Annotated in this window: 21 protein-coding genes; 12 read left to right on the forward strand and 9 right to left on the reverse strand. The window is 70.8% G+C overall.

Going from position 1 to position 24,910, the window contains the following annotated elements; genetic code table 11:
- Positions 1-107: 107 nt before the first annotated feature.
- Positions 108-1,124 carry a hypothetical protein gene (locus AB0878_RS42810; RefSeq protein ID WP_366587757.1) on the reverse strand — a complete coding sequence of 339 codons (1,017 nt, stop codon included), beginning with the start codon at positions 1,122-1,124 and terminating at the stop codon, positions 108-110.
- A gap of 98 nt (positions 1,125-1,222) precedes the next feature.
- Here AB0878_RS42810 and AB0878_RS42815 point away from each other — a divergent pair, with 98 nt between their 5' ends.
- The 4 genes from AB0878_RS42815 to AB0878_RS42830 all read left to right on the forward strand — a co-directional run bounded on the left by AB0878_RS42815 (position 1,223) and on the right by AB0878_RS42830 (position 4,190).
- Positions 1,223-1,633, forward strand: coding sequence for a hypothetical protein (locus AB0878_RS42815; protein WP_366587759.1), 411 nt, complete (start codon positions 1,223-1,225; stop codon positions 1,631-1,633).
- Between the two features lie 9 nt (positions 1,634-1,642).
- Entirely contained in the window at positions 1,643-2,380 is a 738-nt protein-coding gene (locus AB0878_RS42820) for a TetR/AcrR family transcriptional regulator (RefSeq protein ID WP_366587762.1), read from the forward strand.
- A 155-nt stretch (positions 2,381-2,535) separates the two neighbouring features.
- Complete coding sequence (locus tag AB0878_RS42825; RefSeq protein WP_366587764.1) at positions 2,536-3,411, forward strand: ATP-binding cassette domain-containing protein; 876 nt, start codon at positions 2,536-2,538, stop codon at positions 3,409-3,411.
- Positions 3,408-4,190 carry a hypothetical protein gene (locus AB0878_RS42830; RefSeq protein WP_366587766.1) on the forward strand — a complete coding sequence of 261 codons (783 nt, stop codon included), beginning with the start codon at positions 3,408-3,410 and terminating at the stop codon, positions 4,188-4,190. The genes AB0878_RS42825 and AB0878_RS42830 overlap by 4 nt, the downstream gene beginning before the upstream one ends.
- Here AB0878_RS42830 and AB0878_RS42835 read toward each other — a convergent pair.
- From AB0878_RS42835 to AB0878_RS42845, 3 genes are all read right to left on the reverse strand, one after another.
- Positions 4,187-4,813 (reverse strand): hypothetical protein, encoded by a 627-nt coding sequence (locus AB0878_RS42835; protein WP_366587768.1) that lies wholly within the window; start codon positions 4,811-4,813, stop codon positions 4,187-4,189. The two genes, AB0878_RS42830 and AB0878_RS42835, sit on opposite strands and share 4 nt — an antisense overlap.
- Positions 4,814-4,889: 76 nt before the next feature.
- Positions 4,890-7,778, reverse strand: a complete 2,889-nt coding sequence (gene leuS, locus AB0878_RS42840) for a leucine--tRNA ligase (protein ID WP_366587770.1) — start codon at positions 7,776-7,778, stop codon at positions 4,890-4,892.
- 261 nt (positions 7,779-8,039) lie between these two features.
- Positions 8,040-9,212: an esterase-like activity of phytase family protein gene (locus tag AB0878_RS42845; protein WP_366587772.1), complete on the reverse strand. Its 1,173-nt coding sequence runs from the start codon at positions 9,210-9,212 to the stop codon at positions 8,040-8,042.
- Positions 9,213-9,277: 65 nt separating this feature from the next.
- Between AB0878_RS42845 and AB0878_RS42850 the strand changes: the two genes are divergently transcribed.
- Positions 9,278-9,697, forward strand: coding sequence for an SdpI family protein (locus AB0878_RS42850; protein WP_366587774.1), 420 nt, complete (start codon positions 9,278-9,280; stop codon positions 9,695-9,697).
- On the opposite strand, the gene AB0878_RS42855 is transcribed toward AB0878_RS42850, so the two are convergent.
- Together AB0878_RS42855 and AB0878_RS42860 are read right to left on the reverse strand one after the other, a co-directional pair.
- Positions 9,694-10,275 carry a YqgE/AlgH family protein gene (locus AB0878_RS42855; protein WP_285974395.1) on the reverse strand — a complete coding sequence of 194 codons (582 nt, stop codon included), beginning with the start codon at positions 10,273-10,275 and terminating at the stop codon, positions 9,694-9,696. The genes AB0878_RS42850 and AB0878_RS42855 overlap by 4 nt on opposite strands.
- A 196-nt stretch (positions 10,276-10,471) precedes the next feature.
- On the reverse strand, positions 10,472-11,764 hold the full coding sequence (locus tag AB0878_RS42860; protein ID WP_366587777.1) for a cyclopropane-fatty-acyl-phospholipid synthase family protein: 1,293 nt from the start codon (positions 11,762-11,764) through the stop codon (positions 10,472-10,474).
- A gap of 168 nt (positions 11,765-11,932) precedes the next feature.
- Here AB0878_RS42860 and AB0878_RS42865 point away from each other — a divergent pair, with 168 nt between their 5' ends.
- The 6 genes from AB0878_RS42865 to AB0878_RS42890 all read left to right on the forward strand — a co-directional run bounded on the left by AB0878_RS42865 (position 11,933) and on the right by AB0878_RS42890 (position 20,429).
- On the forward strand, positions 11,933-13,231 hold the full coding sequence (locus AB0878_RS42865) for an MFS transporter (RefSeq protein WP_366587779.1): 1,299 nt from the start codon (positions 11,933-11,935) through the stop codon (positions 13,229-13,231).
- A 116-nt stretch (positions 13,232-13,347) separates the two neighbouring features.
- Entirely contained in the window at positions 13,348-13,734 is a 387-nt protein-coding gene (locus tag AB0878_RS42870; RefSeq protein WP_366587782.1) for a hypothetical protein, read from the forward strand.
- Between the two features lie 29 nt (positions 13,735-13,763).
- Entirely contained in the window at positions 13,764-15,146 is a 1,383-nt protein-coding gene (locus AB0878_RS42875) for a TNT domain-containing protein (RefSeq protein WP_366587784.1), read from the forward strand.
- Complete coding sequence (locus tag AB0878_RS42880) at positions 15,147-17,393, forward strand: ADP-ribosylglycohydrolase family protein (RefSeq protein ID WP_366587786.1); 2,247 nt, start codon at positions 15,147-15,149, stop codon at positions 17,391-17,393.
- 28 nt (positions 17,394-17,421) lie between these two features.
- Entirely contained in the window at positions 17,422-18,495 is a 1,074-nt protein-coding gene (locus AB0878_RS42885) for an ADP-ribosylglycohydrolase family protein (RefSeq protein ID WP_366587789.1), read from the forward strand.
- A gap of 41 nt (positions 18,496-18,536) precedes the next feature.
- The gene (locus AB0878_RS42890; protein ID WP_366587792.1) at positions 18,537-20,429 is read left to right on the forward strand and encodes a glycohydrolase toxin TNT-related protein; all 1,893 of its coding nucleotides are present in this window, start codon (positions 18,537-18,539) and stop codon (positions 20,427-20,429) included.
- A 204-nt stretch (positions 20,430-20,633) separates the two neighbouring features.
- On the opposite strand, the gene AB0878_RS42895 is transcribed toward AB0878_RS42890, so the two are convergent.
- The 3 genes from AB0878_RS42895 to AB0878_RS42905 all read right to left on the reverse strand — a co-directional run bounded on the left by AB0878_RS42895 (position 20,634) and on the right by AB0878_RS42905 (position 24,281).
- On the reverse strand, positions 20,634-21,158 hold the full coding sequence (locus tag AB0878_RS42895) for a DUF4232 domain-containing protein (protein ID WP_366587795.1): 525 nt from the start codon (positions 21,156-21,158) through the stop codon (positions 20,634-20,636).
- Between the two features lie 139 nt (positions 21,159-21,297).
- Positions 21,298-22,638: an ATP-binding protein gene (locus AB0878_RS42900; protein ID WP_366587798.1), complete on the reverse strand. Its 1,341-nt coding sequence runs from the start codon at positions 22,636-22,638 to the stop codon at positions 21,298-21,300.
- A 197-nt stretch (positions 22,639-22,835) separates the two neighbouring features.
- Positions 22,836-24,281, reverse strand: a complete 1,446-nt coding sequence (locus tag AB0878_RS42905; RefSeq protein ID WP_366587800.1) for a CCA tRNA nucleotidyltransferase — start codon at positions 24,279-24,281, stop codon at positions 22,836-22,838.
- 113 nt (positions 24,282-24,394) lie between these two features.
- Between AB0878_RS42905 and AB0878_RS42910 the strand changes: the two genes are divergently transcribed.
- Positions 24,395-24,901, forward strand: a complete 507-nt coding sequence (locus AB0878_RS42910; protein WP_285971360.1) for an NUDIX hydrolase — start codon at positions 24,395-24,397, stop codon at positions 24,899-24,901.
- The last annotated feature ends 9 nt before the right edge of the window (positions 24,902-24,910 follow it).

Raw genomic sequence — 24,910 nt, forward strand, 5'->3', positions numbered from 1 at the left:
TCACTTCTGACACGGGTTCCGCTCTTGTGGAGCGTCACTGTCCTTGAGCCAGTGGCGTTGCCCCGACCGGAAGCGCACCGGAGAGGGCATCGGGTCGCCGGCGCCGATCACGTAGCCCCCCGAGTGATCGGCGTCGGCGGCGCCCCGACCAGCGCGGCCACGGTCCGCGCGGCCGGCATCGAAACGTCCGAAGCGAGCACGAAGTCGTTGCCGTCGCGCGACAGCACGCGCACGACGCCGCCCGCCTCGGCCGTCAGGGCGGAAATCTCTTCGCGTCGCACCACGACCCCGTTGGCGTGCCGAGGTATCCACGTGACGCCAAGGCCGTCCACAGTGAACACGCCCCGCGTGCCGCGGTGGCGGGTCCAGACCAGCGCGCCGGCGCACACCGCGACCGCGATCAGCCCGGGCACCGTGACCGGCAGCCACAGCCGCACGACGAGCACCGCCACGAACAACGCCACCGTGCCCCCGATCGCCGCTTGCCGCGCGCCCGAAGCCTTGCTCGCACGCACCTTCACGCTCTCGCCGGCCTCCGGCACCGGCTTCACCGAAGACCACCGCACCACGGTCGTCGCCACGCGCTGCGGGCCGAACCCGCCGCGCCGCACCTCCAGCGACGGCCACCGCACCAGCCCCGGCCGCACCGTCTCGACCGCGGCCGCCAGCCGGTGCGCCTCGCCGGGTTCGAACCGCGTCGACAGGACGAAGCCGTGGGGTCCGCGGCGGCTGAAGCGCTTGACCAGCCGATCCTCGGCAGCGGGAGCCGGCGCCAGGTACACCTCGACCCGGTTGTGCTTCTCGACCAGCACGACCGCGCTGAAGTCCTCCCACGGCAGCACGAGCCGCGCGTCGCGGACGGGCAACCGCAGACCGCGCGGGGCGACCTCGACGCTCAGCCGCTCCTTGCGCATGCCGCGCCGCCCGATGGGGATGCAGCCCAGCAACACGAGTCCGACCAGGGCGATCACGGAACCCACGTACAGGCCGCCGCGGCTCGCCGCCATGAGGAGGCCGCCGAAGCCCGCGATCAGGAGCCCGGGAACCAGGAGCAGCAACGTCGCCAGCCGCACCTCATCCGGCGGGACGGGCGCGGGGTAAGTGACCGTCGTGATTTCGTCCATCTCGGACGAAGTGTGACAGAACGCGGTCGGGGTTTCCCTACCCCGTTCGGCGGACGGCCGGGTGTTTTCGCAGCTCAACGGTCCCTAGCGTCGATCGCATGAAAATCTCGGACTGGAAACGGGTGCTCTACGCCCTCCTCGCCCTGCCCGCGTGCTTCGGCGGCAGACGCACCCGGCAGCTGCTCGCCGAACGGCTCCTCGACGTCCCGCCGCGCGAAGGGACCCCTCGCTACCTGGCCGCCACCGGGGTGAGCGTGGTGGCCATCCCGTTTTCCCTGCTCATCGGGTTTCTGGTGTGGCGGATCGCGACTTACGGCCTGTTCTGGGACCCCGCGACCGCCTACGAATCGTGGGGCGGGCCGTCGCTCGTGGGGGCCTGGCTCGTGCACTTCTGGTGCGCGCTGGGCATGGTCGTGGTGGCCATGTGGGTGCTGCGTCCGCTCACCGATCTGCAGGCCCGGCTGCTCTCCGGCCGCGTTGTTACGGGAACAACGGTGCCGACCACCTAGAATGTCCGGATGAGCAGCCCCACGCGAAGGGGCCGCGCGCGAGCGGCTACCGAGCAGGACATCCGCCGGACCGCCCGGAGACTGCTGGTCGAACAGGGTCCGGACGCCGTGACGCTCCGGGCGATCGCCCGGGAGCTGGGCATCACCGCGCCGGCCCTGTACCGCTACTACGAATCGCGCGACGACCTGGTCGAGAACCTGCGTCTCGACGTGATCGCCGACCTCGCCGCCGAGTTGGCCGAGGACGTCGCCGTGCTGCCCGAAGACGGCATGGCGCAGCTGTTCGCCATCTGCAAAGGCTTCCGCCGCTGGGCGCTCACGCACACCAAGGAGTTCACGCTGGTGTTCGCGTCGCCCACGGGCGGCGTCGGCACCACCGCGGGCAGCGCGCTGCACCGCCTCGACGAGCCGTTCGGCCGCATCTTCCTCGCCGCCGCCGGCCAGGTCCTCGCCACGCACGACCTGGTGATGCCGCCGAATGACGTCGTCCCGCCCGAACTGCGCGACGACCTCACCGCGTTCCAGAGCGAGCTGCTCGCCGTGCTCGGCGAGTCGGGCCGCGCGATCGCGCCCGAGAAGCTGGACCTCGGGCTGACGTACCTGATGATCCAGTTCTGGGCCCGCCTCTACGGCCACGTGACGCTTGAGGTGTTCGGCAACTACCCGATCCCCGTGTCGAAGCCGGACATCCTCTTCGAGGCCATCCTCACCGACCTGGCCCGTGACGTGGGGTTGTACGCCGGCTAGGCCGCGCGGCCGCCGTCGACCGACAGTGACCACGCGCCCGCCCTCACCGAGGTGCTCCGCCGTTCGTCGCCGAACCCCGCAAGTTCGGTTTCGTGCACGGACGGACACGGGTTGTGACAAACTCACCTTCGGATCTTGAAGGGGAGGGCCGGGGGTTGCTGCACGTCCAGGGGCTGGTGAAGGACTACGACGGGCGCCGGGTGGTGGAGAACGTGTCGTTCGCGTTGCAGCCCGGCACCGTCACCGCGTTCCTCGGGCCGAACGGCGCCGGGAAGTCGACCACGCTGCGCATGATCTGCGGCCTGACGCGCCCCACCGCGGGCACGGCGACGATCGCCGGGCGGCGGTTCGGGGACTGGCCCAACCCGGGACACGTCGCGGGCGTGCTGCTCGACGCGGCCGCCGTGCACCCCGGCCGCACGGGACGCCACCACCTCGTGAACGGCGCCAAACTCATGCGGCTGCCCAGTTCACGCGCCGACCAGGTGCTCGCGCAGGTCGGGCTCAGCGACGCGGCGAACCGGCGCATCGGCAAGTACAGCCTCGGCATGCGCCAGCGCCTCGGGCTCGCGCACGCGCTGCTGGCCGACCCGCCCGTGCTCATCCTCGACGAGCCCATCAACGGCCTCGACCCCGAAGGAATCCGCTCCACACGACAGCTTCTGCGCGGCTACGCCCAGCGCGGCGGCACCGTGCTGCTGTCCAGCCACGTACTGTCCGAAGTGGACCAGACGGCCGACCGCATCGTGATGATCGGCCACGGCCGCGTCGTCGCCGACGGTCCGCTCACCAGCTTCGCCGGCCCCGCGCGGACGGTCGTGCGCACCAACGACGTGCCCAAACTCGGCACTGCCCTGCAACGCGCTGGCCTCGACGTCCGCCAGACCGGCCCCGACGCGCTGTCCGTCGCCGCCCAGACGGAGCGCGTCTCGGAGATCGCGTTCGGCGCGCAGGTGCGGGTGCTCGGGCTGGCCGAGGAACAGCAGAACCTGGAAGAGCTCTTCTTCCGCCTCACGGGAGGTCCGCGATGATCCCGATGCAGACGGCTACACAGCAGCAGCCGGCGTGGGCCACCGGTGCTGCGAAGCGAGCTTCATTCGGCACGGTGGTGGGTGTCGAGCTGCGGAAGATGAGCGCGACAGTGGCGGACAAGATCCTGCTCATCGCCGCCCCCATCGGGCTGGTGGTGCTCTCGATCATGTTCATGGTCGACTCGTCGCGCCCCAACACGCTCACGCGGCAGCTCGGCCCGGTGTTCCTCACGGTGCGGCTCGCCGCGGTTCTGGTCGACCTCACGCTGGTGAAGCTGATCGCGGCCGAGTGGCACTACCGGAGCTCGCAGCCGACGCTGCTGGTGCAGCCTTCGCGGATGCGGTACGTGTTCGCACAGGCCACCATCGCCGTGGGTGCGTGGCTGCTGATCAGCGGTGTCCACGTCCTGATGACGTTCACGTTCTACTCCGGCCGTCTCGACGCGCGCGACATCCAAAACCTGCTCGTCTTCCGGCCCGGCATGGTCGTCGCGGCGTGTTTCATCGGCGCGCTCTGCATGACCCTGCTCGCGGTGACGGTCGGCTGGCTCATCCCCAACACCGCCGGTGCGATCACCACCTACGTGCTGGTGTCGCTGCTGTTCACGATCCTGCAGGGCAACATCGACTTCGCGGGGTGGGTCGACCCGATCGAGCCCGCGCGGCAGCTGTCCGGCGTGTCACAGCACGGGGTGATCGCGCTGGTCACCTCGCTGATCCTGTGGCTCGGGCTGGCCGCGGTCGCCATCTTCCGCGCCGGCACACGGGAAGCCGCTTAACGGGCGAGCGAGCCGCCGCCGGGATCGACGATCTTGAGGTACGTCTCGGCGAGGCGTTCGGTCTCCGGGCAGGACTTCGCGGCGATCCGCCGGTCGGCGTCGACGCTGTCTCCCGCCAGCTCGCCACCGCTCTCGTTGAACTGGAGGGAGACTTCAAGGACCTGCTTCGCGCCCGTGTTGACCGAAACCGTGCACCCGTTCACGTCGAGGCTGTCGACCGCGTAGTAGCGATTTTCCTGCAGCAATGTTCGCCGGAAGTGGTGCAGCGTGTATGAGTAGGCGCCCCAGGTACCCACCCAAGGATCCGGAACCCGGTCGTTCGGATCGAGTGCGCCCACGAAGGCGGTCGGGCCGCTGGCGCGGGTCAGCGAGCACAAATTCTGGTACCCGTTGAACTGCATCTTCTCGACCTCGAACGCGGCCCGGAGCTGCGCGTTCTGTTCGAACTGCGCGCACGTGCCCGGAAAGAGCGGCGCGCGGCTGGTGATCACCGGCAGCTGGTCGTAGGCGACCGACTCGGCGGGCAACGTCGGGGCCGGCTTGCCCGGAGCGGGAGCGGGCGCGACAGCGCACCCGGCGAGGGTCAGCGCCAGCAGCAGAACGGTGAGCGATCGACTACGCACGGCGAGCACGTTACCGGCCCGGGCACGAGACCCGGGCCGGAACGCACGAATTCACACGCTGATTCAAGCCGCCGGTTCACAGCACGATGTTGACCAGCCGCCCCGGGACCACGATCACCTTGCGGGGCGTCTTGTCGCCCACCAAGGCGGCGACCTTCTCCTCAGCCAGGGCCGCGGCCTGCACGGCCTCGGAAGCGGCGTCGGCCGGCACGGTCACGCGGGCGCGGACCTTGCCGTTGACCTGGATCGGGTACTCCACCGAGTCCTCGACCAGGTACTTCTCGTCGACGACCGGGAAGGGGCCGTGGACCAGGGAGTCGACGTGGCCCATGCGGTGCCACAGCTCCTCGGCGACGTGCGGGGCCAGCGGGGCCAGCAGCAGCACCAGCGGCTCCGCCACCTCGCGCGGCGTGCCCGCGGCCGAGCCGTACACCTTGGTCAGGTGGTTGTTCAGCTCGATCAGCTTCGCGCCCGCGGTGTTGAAGCGCATCTCCGCGTAGTCCTCGCGGACGCCGGCGATGGTGCGGTGCAGCAGCTTGCGGTCGGTCTCCGACGGGTCGTCGGCGGTCACGCGCAGCTCGCCGGTCTGCTCGTCGATCAGCAGGCGCCACAGGCGCTGCAGGAAGCGGTGCGCGCCGACGACGTCCTTGGTCGCCCAGGGACGCGACATGTCCAGCGGGCCCATGGACATCTCGTACACGCGGAAGGTGTCGGCGCCGTAGGTGTCCGACATCTCGTCGGGCGTCACGGCGTTCTTCAGGCTCTTGCCCATCTTCCCGTACTCCTGGGTGACCTCCTCGTCACCCAGGAAGAACTTGCCGTCGCGCTCCACGACCTCGTCGGCCGGCACGTGCACGCCGCGCTTGTCCGTGTAGGCGTACGCCTCGATGTAGCCCTGGTTGAACAGGCGCCGGTACGGCTCCTTCGACGACACGTGGCCCAGGTCGTACAGCACCTTGTGCCAGAAGCGCGAGTACAGCAGGTGCAGCACCGCGTGCTCGACGCCGCCGACGTACAGGTCGACGCCGCCCGGGTCGTCGACGCCGTGCTCGGCCGGGCGCGGGCCCATCCAGTAGGCCTCGTTCTCCGGCGCGCAGAACACGTCGGGGCTGTCCGGGTCGACGTAACGCAGCTGGTACCAGCACGAACCCGCCCACTGCGGCATCACGTTGGTGTCGCGGCGGTACTTCTTCGGCCCGTCGCCCAGGTCCAGGGTGACCTCGACCCAGTCGGTCGCGCGCGACAGCGGCGGCGACGGCTCGGAGTCGGCGTCGTCCGGTTCGAAGGTCTTCGGCGAGTAGTCGTCGACCTCCGGCAGCACCACGGGCAGCTGGTCCTCGGGCAGCGCGATCGGCAGCCCGCTCTCGTCGTAGACGATCGGGAACGGCTCACCCCAGTAGCGCTGGCGGGCGAACAGCCAGTCGCGCAGCTTGTACTGCACGGTGCCCTCGCCGTGGCCGTTCTCCTCCAGCCACGCGATGATCGTCTTCTTCGCGTCGGCCACGCCCATGCCGTCCAGCGAGACGGTGTCGTTGGCCGAGTTGATCGCCGCGCCCTCGCCGGTGAACGCCTCGCCGTCGAAACCCTCGCCCGGGTCGACCGTGCGGATGATCTCCAGCTCGAACTTCTTCGCGAAGTCGTAGTCGCGCTGGTCCTGCGCCGGCACGGCCATGATCGCGCCGGTGCCGTAGCCCATCAGCACGTAGTCGCCGATGAAAACCGGGATTTCCTTGCCGTTGACCGGGTTCACGGCATACGCGCCGGTGAAGACGCCGGTCTTCTCCTTGTTCTCCTGCCGGTCCAGATCGGACTTGCGCGACGTCGCCAGGCGGTACTCCGCGACGGCGTCGGCCGGGGTCTTCGCGCCGCCGGTCCACGCCTGCGGGTGCTCGCCGGGCCACTCGGCCGGCGTCAGCTTGTCGACCAGCGGGTGCTCGGGCGCCAGCACCATGTAGGTGGCGCCGAACAGCGTGTCGGGCCGGGTCGTGAAGACCTCGATCTTCTCGTCGCCGGCCTTGAACGCGACCCGCGCGCCCTGCGAGCGCCCGACCCAGTTGCGCTGCATGGACTTGACCTTCTCGGGCCAGTCCAGCAGGTCCAGGTCGTCGACCAGGCGATCGGAGTACGCGGTGATCCGCATCATCCACTGGCGCAGGTTCTTGCGGAACACGGGGAAGTTGCCCCGGTCGCTGCGCCCGTCGGCGGTCACCTCTTCGTTGGCGACGACCGTGCCCAGGCCCGGCGCCCAGTTCACCGGCGCCTCGGAGATGTAGACCAGGCGGTGGTCGTCGATGACCTTGCGGCGCTCGACGTCGCTCAGCTCGCTCCACGCGCGCCCGTCCGGCGTCGCGCGCTCACCCGAGGCGTACGCCTTCTCCAGGTGCTCGATCGGGCGCGCCTTGCCCGCCTCGTCGTCGTAGTAGGAGTTGAAGATCTGCAGGAAGATCCACTGGGTCCACTTGTAGTAGGCCGGGTCGATCGTCTCGATCGACCGGCGCTCGTCGTGGCCCAGGCCCAGGCGCTTCAGCTGGCTGCGCATCGTGGCGATGTTCGCCTCGGTGGTCGTGCGCGGGTGCGTGCCGGTCTGCACCGCATACTGCTCGGCCGGCAGGCCGAACGCGTCGTACCCCAGCGTGTGCAGCACGTTGCGGCCGATCATGCGGTGGTAGCGCGCGTACACGTCCGTGCCGATGTAGCCCAGCGGGTGCCCGACGTGCAGGCCCGAGCCGGACGGGTACGGGAACATGTCCTGCACGAACAGCTTGTCCGACGGCACCTGCTCGCCCTCGACCGCCAGCGCGCCCGTCGGGTTCGGCGCGTGGTAGGTGCCGTGGTCGGACCAGTAGTCCTGCCAGCGGCGCTCGATCTGCCCCGCGAGCTCCGCGGTGTAGCGGTGCGGCGGGGTGTTCTCGGCGCCGGGAGCGCCGTCACCCGTGGTCGGGGTGGGCGCCGTGGACTCTGTCATCGCCGTCTTCCTCCGTGATCGGACCACTCCAGAAACAACTCGACCCCTCAAGCCCGAAGGCATGAGGGGTCGCCGCGCCGGCCGGGCCAAGGGTTGGCCGAGTCAGCGCGGCAGGCCAAGGAGCAGCCGAGCCGTGTTCATGAGGTCATGTTACCAATCCGGCCAAAAGCAGGCGGACACCGACCGGACGTGACCTCGTAAGTAACGGTTTCCGCCGTGACTGTGGCCGGATTGGTAACCATCAGCAACAGCACGTGGTGGTCAAAGCTGTTCTGAAGGGACCGCCAAAGCGATGACCTGCGTCACCTGGCTCGCGGAGAAGTTGTTGTCGCTGACGAGCACGAGGCTGCGTTCGCCGTTCGGCAGCGTCGGGCCCCAGGTCATGCCTTCGATGTTGTCCACCGTGGACAGCTTGAAGTCGGCGACGTCCAGCAGCAGCTTCTTCTTCACCGGCTTCACGTGCTTCGCGTCGGCGAGCGACTTCACGTTCAGGACGTTCGTCGCACCCTTCGTGTCGATCTCGTAGATGCGCACCTTGTTACCCACGCCGGGTACGAACGCGCGCTCCATCATCAGGTAGCGCGTCGGGTCGACCGAGTTGACGGCGAGCATCGAGGACACCCCGTTGCTGCCGAGCGCGGTGGGCGGCACGGACTGCGCGAACACCGGCTCCTGTGGGTACGCGTACTGCGCGAACACCGGGCCGAAACGCGACTGCAGCGTGATCCGCGAAAGCCCGCCCGCCTCCGGGGTCGGCAGGGGACCGTCCTGCAGCAGCGGGCTTTCGACCTCGCTGGCGACGACGGAGCCGAGGCCCGCGTAGGTGAGGCCTTCGAGCACCAGGTTCTGGCGCGGCCCGGCGTCGGGCGTCATCTTCTCGTCGGCCGGGATCGGCAGGTCACGCACGTACTTGCCGGTGCGGCTCGCCTCCCGGATCGACGGGTCGATCAGCGTCGTGGCGGTGCGCTCGCCTTCCTGCGACCACAGGTAGTCCCCGGTCCACGGGTCCACGCGCAGCTCTTCGGGGTCGATCGTCTGCTCGTTCTGCGGCGCTGTCGGGTTGTTCTGCGCGAGCGGCGGGTACGGCGTGCCGTCGGGACGCAGCAGCGGCTTCGTGCCGGTGAAGGTCACCGGGCCGAGGTGGTGCGCGTCGAGGGAGAACTTCGCTGTGTAGAAGCGGGCGGGGTTGATCGCGGAGCGGTCGTCGCAGATGAACGCGTAACCGCCGGTGCGCGGGTCGAAGTCGATCGACGACAGGCCGCCGACGGTGGTGCCCTGGAACTGAAGGGCGTTGGGCACGATCTGTTCGCCGATGAGGCGGATGGGGCGGGCGTGACTCTCCGCAGCGTTCGCCGCCGGGGCGGCGAGCAAGGACAGGGGCAGTGCCCCGATCAGGGCAGCGGTGAGCATGCGGCGTCGCTTGGACGAAGACATGGCGTGTAGCACAACGGACGAGGGTATCCACCACGTTGCCGCGAGGTCACGCTTATCCTCAGGGGGTGTTCGCTATCGCGCTCGTCCCGATCGTGCTGGGTCTCGTCGTCGGCTGGGGTGGCTTCCTCGGCTTCCGCGAACGGCTGACCCGCGAAAGCGGTACCGGTGTCCGCACGGCGGCTTCGCTGCGCAGTGACGCCGCCTTCAAACTGGCCAACCGCGTGGCGAGCGTGCCGACGCTCGCGGGCGGCGCCGTCGGCGTGATCGCCGGGCTGGCCGGCATCGCCACCGGCACCACGGCCGGGATCATCGCCGCAGCTTTCGTTGGTGTGCTGGGCATGCTGGTGCTGGTCGTGGGTGGCGGGGTGCTCGGCGCCCGCGCCGCGCTGACCGTGCCCGCCCCGGCTCCGGCCGCCCCTGCGGGCTGCGCCGGCTGCGCGTGCGGCTCGGGTGGCTGCGGCGTGTTCCAGAAGGCCGACAGCTAGTTCCGCTGCAGGTCGCCCGGGTGGGTGGCCAGCAACGCGATCGGCACGCCCTGGCGGCGCAGCACCTGACCCCAGAGGTCGCGGTTGGGCGACGCCAGGATGTCGCTCGGCAACGCGGGCACGATGACCCAGTCGTCGCGCTCGATCTCACCCGCCAGCTGTCCGGAGTCCCAGCCCGCGTAGCCGGCGAAGACGCGTACGCCGCGCACCTTCGGCACGAGCGCTTCGGGATCCGTGTCGAGATCCACGAGCGCCACCGGTCCGCGCACGGCGATCACGCCGGGCACGCTCGCCGCCGTCTCGCCCGTGCGCAGCGCGGCCAGGCACAGAGCCGTTTTCTTCTCCACCGGACCGCCGACGAACACCGACTGCGGCTCCGCCACGTGGCCACCCCAGTTGGGCAGAACGTCGTGAACAGGGACGTCGCTCGGGCGGTTCAGGACCACGCCGAGCGTGCCCTCGTCGCGGTGGTCGATGACGAAGACCACGGTCCGCTTGAAGTTCGGGTCGAACATCGTGGGTGCGGCGACCAGGAGCGTTCCCGGTTCAACCTCGGCGTCCGCTGGCACGCCGCCAATCCTCCCACTTCCCGCCGCGAGAATTTCCGTCGGCACGGGAACACCAACCACTCGTGCCCCGTTGGGAACAGTAGGCCGGCGCACTCCGTGTCCCCCGGGCTCACTGAAGAACAGCCTTTGTGGAATACCAGTTCGGCTGGAGCCACACTGCGCCAAGCCGCCGAGAGGCGACCAAGTGCGCCGGCCGCCAGCTTTTTCAGCCGTGCCACGTCCGCGGGCGCAGCGGCAGACCCGACGAGCCCTCGTCCGGCGTCCGCACCGCCAGGACCTGGTTCACGCCGATGCGGTTGCCCTCGAACGCGAGCGCCGAAGCCGCCATGTACAGCCGCCAGACGCGGGCGCGACCGGCGCCGGCGAGCCGCGCGGCCCGGTCCCAGTCGGCTTCGAGGTTGGCGACCCAGTGGCGCAGGGTCAGCGCGTAGTGCTCGCGCAGCGCTTCGACGTCGCGCACCTCGAACCCGGCGCGCTCCAGCTGTGTCACGGTCGTGCCGATCGGGGCGAGCTCGCCGTCGGGGAAGACGTAGGCGTCGATGAACCCGTCGAGCTGGTACTCGGACTCGTCATCGCGCGGGCGGCGGCCGATCTGGTGGTTGAGCAGCTTGCCGCCGGGACGAAGCAGCGAATACAGATCGCGGGCGTACTCCAGGTAGCTCTCCGCACCGACGTGTTCGGCCATGCCGATGGAGGAGATCGCGTCGTAGGGGCCGTCGGAGACGTCGCGGTAGTCCTGCACGCGGATCTCCACGCGGTCGGTCAGCCCCGCCTCCGCCACGCGCTTGCGGGCGTAGGTGGCCTGCTCTTCCGAGATCGTCACGCCGACGACGTGGACGCCGTGCTCCCGGGCCGCGTGCAGCGCCATCGAGCCCCAGCCGCAGCCGACGTCGAGCAGCCGCTGGCCCTCACGCAGGCCGAGCTTCGCGCAGGCGAGCTCGAGCTTGTCGCGCTGGGCTGTCTCCAACGTGCTGCTTTCGGACCAGTACGCGCACGAGTAGACCATCGACGGCCCGAGGACGAGCTCGTAGAACTCGTTGCCCACGTCGTAGTGGTGGCTGATCGCCCGCTTGTCGCTGCGCCGCGTGTGCAGGTGACGAGGTCGACGCACCTCCTCGGGCGGTCGCGGCGGCGGCAACGGCGGCCCGGCGAGCTTCAGCAGCTCACCGATCGCGGCCCGCACCTCCGGGTCCCGCAGCGCGCTGAGGACACCGCCGCCCTCCGCCTCGTCGCGCTCCCAGATCAGCCCCGCCATGGCTTCGAGCGCGATGTAGAGATCCCCTTCGAGGCCGAGGTCGCCGGACACCCAGGCACGGCCCAGGCCCAGCTCACCCGGCTTGAACAGCAGGCGGCGCAGGGCGCGCCGGTTGCGCACCACGAGCACGGGCGCGCCCTCCGGACCGGCCTGGGAACCGTCCCACGCTCGGATCTGCAGCGGGAGCTCAGCTCCGAGCAGCTTCTCGGCGGCACCCACCAGCCGCGACGCGGCGCCGGTCATGGCCACACCCCTTTCTCGGAGACGTCAGTCTTCTGGGTAAAACGCTTTCACGCCGCTCAGCAGTCCGCCAGGGGCGTCACAGCTCAGTAAAAATGCCCGCGCTTCACTGGGCGAAGTGCGCTCATTAGGACCTTCTGGGCCGTTCGGCCCGTAGCTACGCTGGCCCCCGTGACGATCAGCGCGACAACGGAGCGGATCGGGCCGAAGCTCCTGGTCCGTGATCGCGAGTTCCGCAGGCTGCTCTACACCCGGTTCGCCGCGCAGTGGGGCGACGGTGTGTACCGGGCGGGCCTCGCGGGCGCCGTGCTGTTCAACCCCGAACGCGCCGCCGACCCGCTGGCCATCGCCGAAGGCTTCGCGGTGCTGCTGCTGCCGTACTCCGTGGTGGGACCGTTCGCGGGCGCGCTGCTCGACCGGTGGGACCGCCGGCGCGTGCTCGTGTTCGCGAACCTGCTGCGGGTGGTCGCCATCCTCGCCTCGGCCGCCGCCGTGGGCACGGGCCTCGGTGGACCAGGGCTGTTCTCCCTCGCGCTGCTGGCCGAAGGCTTGTCGCGCTTCATCGGCTCCGGTCTGTCGGCTTCGCTGCCGCACGTGGTCCCGGCGTCGAGCGTCGTGTCCGCCAACGCCTTCGCGACCACACTCGGGTCGGCGCTGGCGGTGGTCGGCGGCGGGTGCGCCATCCTGCTGCGCGCGGTCTTCGGCGCGGACAACCTCGGCTCGGCCGAGACCACGGCGTTCGCCGCGTTGGGTGCGCTGCTCTCGGCGCTGATCGCCCGGCGGTTCACACGCGGGGTGCTCGGGCCGACGGTCGTCGACGAGCCGCCGAACCCGTTCGTCGCCGTCGCCCGCGGTCTCGCCGACGGCGCCCGCCACGCCTGGCGCGCGCCGAGCGTGACGGCCGGCTTCATCGCGCTGTTCGCCCACCGCGCGGCCTACGGCATCTCGTTGCTGGTCACCGTGCTGCTGATGCGCAACTACTTCACCGACGACGGGGTCTTCCGCGCCGGCCTGCCCGGGCTCGGCCAGATGGCCGCGCTCGCCGGCGCCGGCATCCTCGTCGCCGGTTTGCTCACCGCGCGGCTGATCCGCGGCTTCGGCCGGCTGCGCTCGATCCTCGGTGCGCTGCTGGTGGCCGCCGTCGCCCAGTCGGCGCTCGGGCTGCCGATCGTGCTGCCGCTGGCGTTGCTGGCGTCGTTCCTGATCACGGGCGCGGGGCAGGTGCTCAAGCTGTGTGTCGATTCGTCGATCCAGCTCGACGTCGCCGACGAGGCCCGCGGCCGCGTGTTCGCCCTGTACGACACGCTGTTCAACATCACCCAGGTGGCCGCCGTGGCCATCGGCGCGGTCTTCATCCCGGACAACGGGTACTCGCCGGGGCTGATGATCGCGGCCACGATCTGCTACTTCCTCGGCGGCGCCGGCTACCTCGTGGCGCGCCGCCGCGCGGTGCCGGACCGGCCGAACTGATTCGCTGCCGCAAACCGTTGGACCGAACGGGGTCAGTGATCGTCGCGTTGGCATTAGAGTGACGCGTGACCCGGCCGGGTGAACCCCGGCGAGTGCAACCGACACGGGGGGCCACCGTGAGTACCGCAGGGGACGACCGCGCCCTGGAAGCCGCTCCTGCAGTGCTGACGTCTCCCGACGGGCTGGTCCGGGCCACCGTCGGCAGCGGCGGCACGCTGGGCCGTCTGGAGTTCGCTCCGGACACCTTCCAGCGCACCACGCCCGCCCAGCTCGCGTTCACCGTCCAGGCCCTGGTGCAGCAGCTCGCCGAGGCCCCGCTCACCGACGCCGCGTCGCACCAGATGCCGTCCCCTCGCCCGACGCCGCGCCGCGTGCGCCCGCGTACGGCACCGGCGCCGCAGAGCCCCAACACGCAGAGCCCGGCCACGCAGGGCGCTGTGAAGCCGCAAGGACCGCTGCCCCCGCGAAGCGCCGTGCCGCAGCACCGGCGCCGCGGCTACTAACGCCGCGCACCCCGGATGTGCTGAGACCTGTGGAACCACCACTTTCCGACGCCGACCAACACGGCCGGCTCGTCGAGATCGGGCGCCTGATCCGTGCCCACCAGCCCGACGAGGGCGCCCCCGCCGGCATCGGCTTCGCGCAGGTCGGCGACCACACCGAGGTCCAGCCGCGCAACACCGAGGCCGGCCCCGAGCTGGTCGGGATGTTCCACGAGCTACGCGCCGGCATGTACCGACAGGGCCGTGGCACCTGGCTGCAGGCACGGTTCGTGCTCGCGCCCGACGGCACGTTCGACTTCGACTTCTTCGTCGACGGCGAACCCCAGTGGACGACCCCGCCCGACGCCGGCGCCTACCGCGACGAGCTCGAGACGTTCCCCCGCGAGGACGAGCACATCCCCGACTGGTGGCGGCTGCGCATCGGCCAGGCGCTCGGCGTCGAGTTCCGCCGCGCCCGCCCCGCCGAGGTGGGGGAGGAGCGCGAGCCGCTGGCCGACGACGAGCTGCCGCTCGTGCTGCAGTACCTGGAACGCGAAGCGCTGGTCGGCGACGCGCACCGCACCGACGGCACGTGGCTGTGGCCCGAGACCGTGCCCCACCAGCTGCGCCGCCACGGCATCGCGCCGGAGCCGGAGCTCGTCGCGCACATCCGTGAGCTGGGGTTCCAGCCGCCGTACGTCGAGCACCTCGTGCGCCGCACGGCGGAGGCCGACCTGCTCGGCCGCCCGCGGCCGCGGCCTGGAGCCGAGGACGGACAGCGCACCGCCGGCGACGTCGCCGCCGAGCTGGAGACCAGCCCCGATCCGGACCTGACCGACGACCAGCTGCTGGTGGTCCTCGTGCAGCGGCTCGGGTCGTTCGGCGTGTGGCCGCAGGCCTACCGGATCGGCGCTGCCGAGGCCGGGAAGTGGTGCCTGACCAGGGGCGACGACGGCTGGACCGTCACCTCGTCGGCCGGCGAAAGCCAGACCTTCGAGCACCTCGGCGACGCGGCCCAGCAGCTGCTCGGCGCACTCCTGCTACACCCGGCCCGGCGGACGGGCGGTCGCGAGACCCCGCTCGAGACGGCGAAGGAAGTGGACGACTGGCCCATCCAACCGTCCGCGGGTGACCCGCCCCTCACCCTGCTGCGCAACAAGAGACTCACCCGGCTGCCCGAAGGTACGGTCGTCCTGCGCTTCGGGGAGGAACCGGGCAACCTGGTCCACCACGGCGAGGTACGGTTCGCCACGACGTCACTGCCACTCGAACGGGAACGAGTGGCGCACACCTACCGCCTACGACGGTCACTCTACGTGGTCACCGGAGTCACGGTGCCCTGGGCGAACCTGCCGGGCGGAGCAGTGGCGTACGTGTTGCCCAAGCCGATCGCGGAGCACGAGTCCGACGGAAGCCTGGAGAGGATCGAGTAGGTGGAAGCGGCGGAAGCGATGGAGAAGGTCGTGAACTGGCTACGCGCTGTGCACGGTCCCCAGATCGCCGGTCCCGGTGGGCTGCGGGTCGACCACGACCGCGTGCTGCGCATCCCCGAAGGCTGGTCGATCCCGTACAACACCACCGCTTTCCTTGACGACGGGCGCCCGGACAAGGAACTGTTCCCCCCGCCGTCGGTGGTCGTGCGCGAGCCCGACGGAGAGCTGCGCCAGGCACCCCCGAACCCAGGAGGACTGAGCATCCCCGTGGCGTTCCCCGGCCAGGAGAGCTGGCGCGAAGTCGTGGACCCCGAGTACGTCAAGGCCGGGTTCGGCGAGCTCGGCGTGCCGCTGCAGGCGGTGGCCGGCTGGGTGAAGGTCGACAACGAGGGTCACCAGACCGGCGACGAGCGCGAGAACCCCGAGTACAAGGCCGGCCCGATCCGCCGTGGTTACCCGAAGCCGGAGAACACGCTGGAGACGCTGCTCGCGTTCGCCAGCGTCGGCTGGCTCACGCGCGAGCAGCTGCTGATCGGCCTGCTGCGCTGCGACGTCTTCGTGCCGCTCGACCCGAAGACCGGCGCCACGGACCGCTTCTACTTCTCCGAAGAGCGCAACGAGCTGCGCGTGTTCAGCGCGACGCGCCACTTCCCGCCGCGCGAGCACTCCTGGTGGCGCGTGGACCTCGCCACGCTGGCCGAGTTCGAGCACCCGCCGAACCTCGTGATCAACGGCGGCCCGGCGACGTTCGAGGACGTCTCCGGCGAGGACCTCACCGCCATCGCCAAACGTTTCCCGCGCCACGAGCCCCGCATCGACCGGCACGGACGCGGCCCCGAGGCCGAAGAGGACCTCGAACGGCTCACCCGCGACACCGCCGCGCGCATGGGCCTGTCCGAGCCGGTGGCCGTTCCGCTGGTGGCCGCGGAAAACGCGCGCCGCCACGGCTTCGAGCTCACCGCCGAGGAGTGCCAGCGCACGGTGCTGGGCCAGTCGTGGCTCAATCGCCTCGCGATGGCGGAGCCGGTGCGCAGCAAGCCGAACGACTGGCGCGCCAACGGTCTCGTGCCGGGCTGGGACAACCTCGGCCGCGTGATCCCGCGCCTGGACACGTTCGGCAAGTACCCCGACCGCGACCTCGAGAACTTCCGCTACGGCTGGCAGCGCGTGGCGGGCGCGTACGTGGGTTTCGCACTCGGCGAAGCGCTCGGCATGGCCGTGGACCGGATGCGGCTCGACGAGATCGTCACGCAGTTCGGGTCCGAGGGTGTGGCCGACCTGCCGGTCGCGTTCGACCAGGCGGGCCGCATCGGCTCGCTGACGCAGCGGCTGCTGTTCTACACCGAGGCCGTGATCCGCAGCCCGCACCGCGAGCAGCCGGAGTCGCGTGACGTCGAGCAGCAGTTCCCGTCCGTGGTGCGCGGCGCGTTGATGCGCTGGCTGCACACGCAGGGCGCGCCGTACGACGACGCCGACGGCTGGCTCGTGAAGGTGCCCGACCTCCACGTCCGCCGCACCGCGGACGACGCCGAGCTCAACGCCTACCACGCGCTGGTCACCGGATCTCCGCAGGCAGTGCCGCTGACCGGGCCGACGTCGCTGATCGCCGCACTGCCCGCCACGCTCATCGCGGCCGGCCCCGGAACGGGCTTCAGCGGCGGCGTGCGGCAGGCCGTGCGCGACCTCGTCGGCGTGACGCACTCGCACGAGGACGACCTGTCGGTGGCGACGTACCTGGCCTGGCTCTTCGAGCCGGTGCTGACGAAGGACGCGTTCAGCTACCCCGTGTGGAACCTCTCGCGCGAGATCCTGACCGAGCACAACACCACGTTCGTCAGCGGTCCCGAGTGGGCACCGGTGAAGGCGATGGTCGCCGAGTCGGTGCCGTTCTTCGGCGAGCACGGGCTGCCGGACCTGCGGATGCCCGAGCTGATCGGCGACGGCCAGGGCACGCTTTCGGTGCTCGGCCGCGCGTTCGCCGCGTTGTCCGGGTTCGAGAACTACCCCGAGCAGGCCCTGCTGCGCGCGGTGAACCACTCCGGGCGCAGCGCGTTGACCGGGGCGATCACCGGTGCGCTGCTCGGCGCCCGCGTCGGCGTGCCCGGGCTGCCGCAGAAGTGGGTCGAGCAGCTCGAGCTGCGGCACCTCATCGAACAGGTCGTCACGGACGCGTTGTGGCACTTCGATCGCCGCTCCGCGCTGAGTTTCCTGGGCGAAGAGTGGGTGCAGCGCTACCCGCGGCACTGACGCCGCGGGGCTTCGAAAAGATGGGGTCATGGAGGCACAGCGGCTGAGGGGCTGCCTGCTCGCGGGCGCCATCGGCGACGCGCTCGGCGCGAAGACGGAGTTCGATTCGATCGAGCGGATCCGCGAGCTCACCGGGCCCGCCGGCATCACCGACTTCATCCCCGCGTACGGCGGCGAAGGGCGCTTCACCGACGACACGCAGATGACGCTCTTCACCCTCGAAGCGCTCATCCGCGCCCACGCACAGCAACGGCGGACGGGTAGCTCCGACGTCGTGCAGTCCGTGCAGCTGGCCTACCAGCGCTGGCTGCACACGCAGGGCGTGCCGTGGGAGCGGGCGCGCGGCCCGCACTCGGCGCTGGCGGCGCCCGACGGCGAGCTCATCACGCACGCCGCGCTGTTCAGCCGCCGCGCACCGGGCCTGACGTGCTTCGGCGAGCTGGAGGCGTACGGACGCTCGGGCGTGCGCGGCAGCGTCTCGCGGCCGGTGAACAACTCGAAGGGCTGCGGCGGCGTGATGCGCGTGGCGCCCGTCGCGCTGTGGTCCGCGGACCCGGCCGAGGTGTTCCGCCTCGCGGCCGAGTTCGCGGCACTGACCCACGGTCACCCGAGCGGGTATTTGTCGGCCGGCGCCTTCGCGGTGATCGTGCAGCAGTTGCTTGCGGGTTCGCCGCTGCTCGACGCCGTCGCCGTGTCCAGAGCCGAGCTGGTCCGCCACCCGGGTCACGAGGAGCAGGAAGCCGCGTTGGCACAGGCCCTCGCGATGTCCGGCCCGCCGACTCCGGAGCGGCTGGCCGAGCTGGGTGCGGGCAACGTCGGCGAGACGGCGCTGTCGATGTCCGTGTATGTCGCCCTGACCACCGAAGATCCGGACTCCGCGCTGCTCGCGGCCGTGAACCACAGCGGCGACAGCGATTCCACGGGTTCGGTCTGCGGCAACCTCGTCGGGGCGATGTACGGCGAAGCGGCGCTGCGCGCCGGCTGGCTGGAGCGGCTCGAACTGCGCGACGTGATCACCAGGCTGGCGGACGACGCGCTCGCCGAGTTCGGCCCCGACTCACCGAGTGACGAGGGTTGGTTCACGCGTTACCCGGTCGACTAAGTTCTTTCCCGGTCACCGGGGGAATTGGGGAGGAACCTGACGTGCGCTACCGGGTAGAGGCGGGAGACCGTCCGGACGGCCTGTACGCGACGCTGGACGACCGCACGTTCGCGGCCGAACGCTCGACCACCGACGGCACGCTGCTGCTGTCCGTGCTGCCGGACGAAGAGGCGCCCGACGGGTTCGACCGCGAGCACGAGGGCCGCCCGGCGCGCGTGGTGCTGGCCACCGAGGTGCCGGCGACGTTCACGTTGCGCACATACTGCGAGTACGACGACGAGCTGTTCGAAGTCGCGCCCGGGGACGGCAAGGAGCTGACGCTGCGCTGGACGCAGCACGACCCGGCGCGCGCCGCGCAGCTCGGCCTCACCGACTTCTCGACGACGGCCGAGGCCAAGCGCGTCACCGGCCTGTGGCAGCTGCGCCGTGACCAGGGGGAACCGCGCCCGGAGCTCGACGCCGACCACGGCACCCTGCTGCGCGCGATCGGCCGCACCCTGCGCGCCGTGCCGGGCGGCTGGACGCGCGTCGCCGCGCAGTTCCGGCAGGTCGGGGACTACGCGGAGCTGGAGGTCCGCGCGGTCGGCGACGAGAACGGTCCCGTGTCCGTGTCGCTGCCCGCGCCGCCGAAGCTGAGCGCACTGTTCGCCCGACTGCGCGCGGCGATGTACGCGCCCGACGCCGGCACGTGGTTCCAGGGCACGTTCACGCTCGACACCGAGGCGCAGTTCGACTTCGACTTCGACTCCGAGCACGAGCCCGCCTGGCGCGTCCCCCCGAACGACGGCGGCCGGCCCGCGCCCGAGTCGTACGCCGTGGAGCTCGCGCAGTACCCGCGCCCGCCCAAGGACCTGCCCGACTGGCTGGCCGCGAAGGCCCGCCAGACCCTCGACGTCACCTTCCGCCACGCCCGTGTGGTCGACGCGCACAACGAGAACGAGCGCCCGGTCGTCAACCGGCCGCCGGTGCCGCCGGACCAGCTGCGCGGCGTGCTCGACTACCTGTTCCGCGCGCCGCTGGTGCTGCACCGACCGCAGCCGCAGCACGACATCTTCGCCCCGGGCGCGCCGCCCGACGTGCCGCACGCCTTCCACACCGACGGCACCTGGGTGTGGCCCGCGGCCGTGCCGCACTACCTGCGCAAGTACGGCGTGCCGCCCGAGCCCGAGCTGGTCGACCACATCCGGGTCGCGGGGTTCCGGCCGCCGCTGGTGCGCGAGCTCGTCCGCGCGACGGCCGAGGCCGAAATCCTCGGCGCCCCTCGCCCGACGCGTTCGGAAACCGAGCTCCCCGACGACGGCCGTCTCGCCCGTGCCGTCCGCGGCGACGACCTCGGCCTCGACCTGCACGCCGCCGAGACGCTGACCCTGCTGCACCAGCGTCTGGCCGAACACGGCGTGCCCGCGAGCGCGTACCGGATCGGCGCCAACGAGGTGCCGGTCGCCGACGTGTGGACGCTGCGCCGCGCCGAGAACGGCTGGGAGGTCTCCCGTCCGCCGGCCGTCGCGCCCGTGGCTTTCGCCAACTTGGCCGACGCCGCCCGTTTCCTCCTCGGCACGCTGCTCATGCTGCCGCCGCGTGCGGCCGACGAGTCCGACCAGCCCGTCGACTGGCCGATCCTGCCGCTGCGCGGCGAACCACCGCTGAGCTTCTTCCGCGGCAAACGCGTCGTCGTCCTTCCGGCCGGCACGACGGTCCTGCGCTTCGGCAACGACGCCGGCAACCTCGTCCACGCCTCCGGCACGCGCTTCGCCGAGACGTCGCTGTCGCCGGAACGCGAACGCGAGCGGCACGAGTACCGGGTGCAGCGGACGCTTCGAGTGCTCACCGGCATCACCGCGCCGTGGGGCCCGCACCCGGGCGGCGGGACGGCTTACCTACTGCCGCGACCGATCGCGCAGCACGTGGAGGCTGGGGCACTATCTCAGGTTTGAACCGTCGGGCGATCCTGAGTTGTCCACAGCCAGCCCCGTCCAGCCTGAGTTGTCCACAGATTCCCCGATCTCCGTTTGCGGGCCCCTGACCTCGGTAAACTGGAACAGGGCAGCCCCCCGGAGGAGGGCGGGGGTTTGTCTCTGGGGAGGCAGGCGAAGTTCCACGTGGAACGTGCGCCTACCACCCACCCCTCACCGGCGGCCTCAGCTGGCGCTGACCGCCGTGACCTCCGCCGTCGTGCCCTTCAGCGGGGCGTTGGCGGGCCAGGCAACGGTCACGGTGTCGCCGTTGGGGCCGGTGGGCAGGCTCAGGTTCACCACGCTCGGCTGGAAGGTGGCGGGAGCCGCGGATGCCTGGAGGATGCGGGATTCCGCCGGGTGGCCGGCCTGGAGGTTGACCGGCTGGCCGGGATCGGTGCTGTCGGGCGTCACGGTGGTGTTGCTACCGTCGCTTTCGCTGTGGCCGCTGCCCTTCGTGAAGGTCACCGCGGTGGGGGTGCCTTCGAGGCGGCAGTTGGTGGTCCGGCCTGCGGCCGTGTAGTGGATGACGAAAGCTTCCTGGCCCGCGGCGCCCGTCGGGTCCGGGGTGACGGACGCCCGGACGTCGCTCGCGGTGCAGGGCGTGTCCGACGGCATCGCGCTGGCCGCGCCACCGGTGAGCAGCAGAGCGCCCGCAGCGACCCCACTGGCGAGGGCGACCGAGGCGAGGGTCTTGAGCGTGGTCTTCATGGCATCTCCTTCACATTCGGTGATCGATTGACCAACTTGATCTCTCACCGGTAAAGATGCGCAGCGCCCCTGCTGCGATGCGTCGACGTGTGATCACCCTCAGAAGCGCAACCTCACGACGCACCGCACGTCGAAAAGATCAGAACGGCACCCACAACGTGACCCGCGTGCCGCTGCCCGGTGTCGACTCCACCAGGGCCGTGCCGCCGACCTCGCCGAGGCGCGCGTTGATCGACTGGCTGATGCCGAACCCCGCGGGCCGCGTGTCAGGACTGAAGCCCTGCCCGTGGTCGCGCGTGATCACCGCGATTCCGCCGTCGCGTTCCTCCACGCGCACCACGACCTTGTCCGTGCCGGAGTGCTTCATCGTGTTGCGCAACGACTCGCGCACGGCGTCGCGAAGCGCGATCTGACGCACCTCCGACAGCGTGTCCTCGTCGAGCTCCGCGATCACGAGCTGCGCGCGCAGGCCGTCGCGGGCCATTTCGGCCGCCAGCGCCGCGAGCTTCTCGCCCAGGGGACGCGAAGCCTCTTCCTCGCGCTGTGCGGCGGCGGTCTCGATCGTCTGCCGCAGCTCCATCGCCTGTGCACGGGCCAGCCGCTGCACCTCCACGAGCCGGTCGGCCGACTCGCCGGTGCCGCCGAGCGAGATGGCCTCCAGCGTCTGCAGCACGGTGTCGTGCAGCATCCGGTGCTGCTGCGCGCGTTCGGCGAGCCGGCCGTTGCGGATGCCGTACGCCAGCGCGAGCCGCGTACCGAGGCCCAGCAGGATCAGGGCGCCGGTGCCGGTGAACAGAACCCCGAACATCGTCGGGTACAGCGACCAGGCCTGCGCGAAGTTCGCCGAGCCGCTGTTGAGGAAATCGGACAGCAGCCGCGCGGGCAGGCTCAGCGCCGCCAGCGCCAGCCCCGACGGGATGCCGATCGCCAGCGTCAGCAGCGCGATGTCGCCGAGCAGGTGCTTGTCGGCCACGCCGAGCGCGTCGTGGAACACCGATGTCGGCTCGGCCAGGCCGATGACCAGCTGGAACCCCACCGTGATGATCAGGTCGGCCACCAGCAGCCGCGCCGCGAGGTCGGGCCGGAACGGCGACTTGCGCAGCATCCAGAAGATCCCGAACGCGCTCATCGCCATCGAGCACAACGCCACCAGCGCCACGGGCACCACACCGGTCGAACCGTGCGCCGACACGAACGCCCCGAACGCGCCCGGCACCGCGACGATCCGGTAGGCCAGCGGCACCAGCACCACGTAACGAGCGGCCCGCAGCAGCAGCCCGTCGTTGTACCTGGCGTCGACCGCGCCCGCCATGCGCGAGATCCGCTTGAACGCCCGCAGCGGCGTCGGGTCGGCGATCTCGTCGGTGAGCCCGGTCGTCGCCGTCGCGAGCGCGGGCGTGCCGCGCTTCAACAGGGTGACGAGGAAGCTCGACGTGCGGGGCGGCCGGCCGTCCTGGTCCTCAGTTGCCTGCGCCGTCATCGATCTCCCCGGTTCGGGGCGCGCTCCCTCCGGCAGCGCCCGGGGCAGCGAGTATTCCCGCTCGCCGGGCCGCGTTCCAGAGGCCAAAGGGGGATCTTGGCGGATTCGCGATCACGAATTCGACTCGTGTTCGCTCGAACGCCCCCACCACGACCCCGGGGCACCCCAGGGTGATCACCCGTGCCCGCAGCGCGAGATCACTCCGCGGGCGCGATGCCCTCCGACTCGGCCCACTTCTTGAGCTCGGCCACGGCCTCGTCGTGGTCCAGCGGACCGCGGTCCAGCCGCAGCTCCTTGAGGAACTTCCACGCCTTGCCGACCTGCGGACCCGGCTTGAGGCCGAGCAGCCGCATGATCTCGTTGCCGTCGAGGTCGGGGCGGACCCGATTGAGGTCCTCCTGCTCCTTCAACGTCGCGATGCGCCGCTCGAGATCGTCGTACGTGGCCTGCAGCGCGGCCGCCTTCTTGCGGTTGCGCGTGGTCGAGTCGGCGCGCACGAGCTTGTGCAGCCGCGTCAGCAGGTCGCCGGCGTCGGTGACGTAGCGGCGCACGGCCGAATCGGTCCACTCGCCGTTGGCGTAGCCGTGAAAGCGCAGGTGGAGGAACACGAGCTGCGAGACCTGCTCCACGATCTCTTTGGAGAACTTGAGCGCCCGCAAACGCTTGCGCGCCATCCGCGCGCCCACGACCTCGTGGTGGTGGAAGCTCACGCCGCCGCCGGGCAGGAACTCGCGCGTCTCCGGCTTGCCGACGTCGTGCAGCAGCGCGGCCAGCCGCAGCACCAGGTCGGGCTCCGACGCCGGCTCGTGCGTGGTCTCCAGCGCGATCGCCTGCGCCAGCACGGTCAGCGAGTGCTGGTAGACGTCCTTGTGCTGGTGGTGCTCGTCGATCGCCAGGCGCATGCCCGGCAGCTCGGGCAGCACGTGATCGGCCAGCCCCGTGTCGACGAGCAGCTCCAGGCCCGGCCGCGGGTCGTCGGCGAGCATGAGCTTCGACAGCTCCGCCTGCACGCGTTCGGCCGTGATCCGTTCGATCTCGCTCGCCATCGACGTCATCGCCTCGACCACGCGCGGCGCGGCGGTGAAACCGAGCTGCGCGGAGAAGCGGGCGGCGCGCAGCATACGCAGCGGGTCGTCGGCGAACGACTCCTGCGGCGTCGCCGGGGTGTCGAGCACCTTCAGCCGCAGCGCGTCCATGCCGTCGTGGGGATCGATGAACGTCTTCGTGACCAGGTCGATCGCCATCGCGTTGACCGTGAAGTCGCGGCGCAGCAGGTCGCCCTCGATGGTGTCGCCGAAGGTGACCTCGGGGTTGCGCCCGACGCGGTCGTAGCTGTCGGCGCGGAACGTGGTGATCTCGAGCGTGGTGCCCTTCTTGGTGACCCCGACCGTGCCGAACGCGATGCCGACGTCCCACACGGCGTCGCCCCAGTCGCTCACGATCTGCAGCACGCGATCCGGCCTCGCGTCGGTGGTGAAATCGAGGTCGCTGGACAGCCGGCCGAGCAGCGCGTCGCGGACGCTGCCACCGACGAGGTAGAGACTGTGGCCGGCTCGCGCGAACCGCTCCGCCAGCTCGTCGGCCAGAGGGGACACTCGCATCAGTTCCGTCACCGCGTTCTGCTGGGCGACCAGGTTGTTCACTTCATCCCACCATTAGCTGACAACGGGAAGTGGCGTCCACTACTACGGACGCCGTCGGACACGGACACGGAGAGCCAGCGTACCTGGGCAACCGTTTGCTCTAGCATCGCAGCATGCCTGGATCTGCCGGCCGCGCCGGAGCGCCGAAGCCGCGCCGACGGCGCAGGCGGCAGCGAGGCAGGCGCCTGACCACGGTCGACGAGACGTCGGCCGGCGGACTGGTCGTCGACGCCGGGCGGGAACACGCGGTGCTGATCGGCCGCCTCGACCGGCACGGCAGACTGCTCTGGTCGTTGCCGAAGGGCCACATCGAGGACGGTGAGACGGTGGAGCAGACCGCGGTGCGCGAGGTGAAGGAGGAGACGGGCATCTCCGCGCAGGTCCTGCGCCCGCTGGGCACCATCGACTACTGGTTCGTGGCCGAACGACGCCGCGTGCACAAGACCGTGCACCACTTCCTGCTCGAGTCGACGGGTGGTGAGCTCTCCGACGAGGACGTCGAGGTCACCGAGGTCGCGTGGGTGCCGCTGGCCGAGCTGGAGACGACGCTGGCCTACGCGGACGAGCGCAAGCTGGTCCGCAAGGCCAAAGAACTTTTCGCGCACGACGAGCGCGCCTGAGAGGGAGCA

This window comes from Amycolatopsis sp. NPDC047767 (assembly GCF_040704195.1).
In the GTDB taxonomy this organism is placed as follows: Bacteria; Actinomycetota; Actinomycetes; order Mycobacteriales; family Pseudonocardiaceae; genus Amycolatopsis.

Bases quoted from the DNA above. Each gene is read 5' to 3' on its own strand.
- AB0878_RS42900 (WP_366587798.1), bottom strand. From the start codon at position 22,638: ATGACGGCGCAGGCAACTGAGGACCAGGACGGCCGGCCGCCCCGCACG.
- AB0878_RS42810 (WP_366587757.1), bottom strand. From the start codon at position 1,124: ATGGACGAAATCACGACGGTCACTTACCCCGCGCCCGTCCCGCCGGAT.
- AB0878_RS42830 (WP_366587766.1), top strand. From the start codon at position 3,408: ATGATCCCGATGCAGACGGCTACACAGCAGCAGCCGGCGTGGGCCACC.
- AB0878_RS42845 (WP_366587772.1), bottom strand. From the start codon at position 9,212: ATGTCTTCGTCCAAGCGACGCCGCATGCTCACCGCTGCCCTGATCGGG.
- AB0878_RS42885 (WP_366587789.1), top strand. From the start codon at position 17,422: ATGGAGGCACAGCGGCTGAGGGGCTGCCTGCTCGCGGGCGCCATCGGC.
- AB0878_RS42895 (WP_366587795.1), bottom strand. From the start codon at position 21,158: ATGAAGACCACGCTCAAGACCCTCGCCTCGGTCGCCCTCGCCAGTGGG.
- AB0878_RS42815 (WP_366587759.1), top strand. From the start codon at position 1,223: ATGAAAATCTCGGACTGGAAACGGGTGCTCTACGCCCTCCTCGCCCTG.
- AB0878_RS42860 (WP_366587777.1), bottom strand. From the start codon at position 11,764: ATGACCGGCGCCGCGTCGCGGCTGGTGGGTGCCGCCGAGAAGCTGCTC.
- leuS (WP_366587770.1), bottom strand. From the start codon at position 7,778: ATGACAGAGTCCACGGCGCCCACCCCGACCACGGGTGACGGCGCTCCC.
- AB0878_RS42910 (WP_285971360.1), top strand. From the start codon at position 24,395: ATGCCTGGATCTGCCGGCCGCGCCGGAGCGCCGAAGCCGCGCCGACGG.
- AB0878_RS42820 (WP_366587762.1), top strand. From the start codon at position 1,643: ATGAGCAGCCCCACGCGAAGGGGCCGCGCGCGAGCGGCTACCGAGCAG.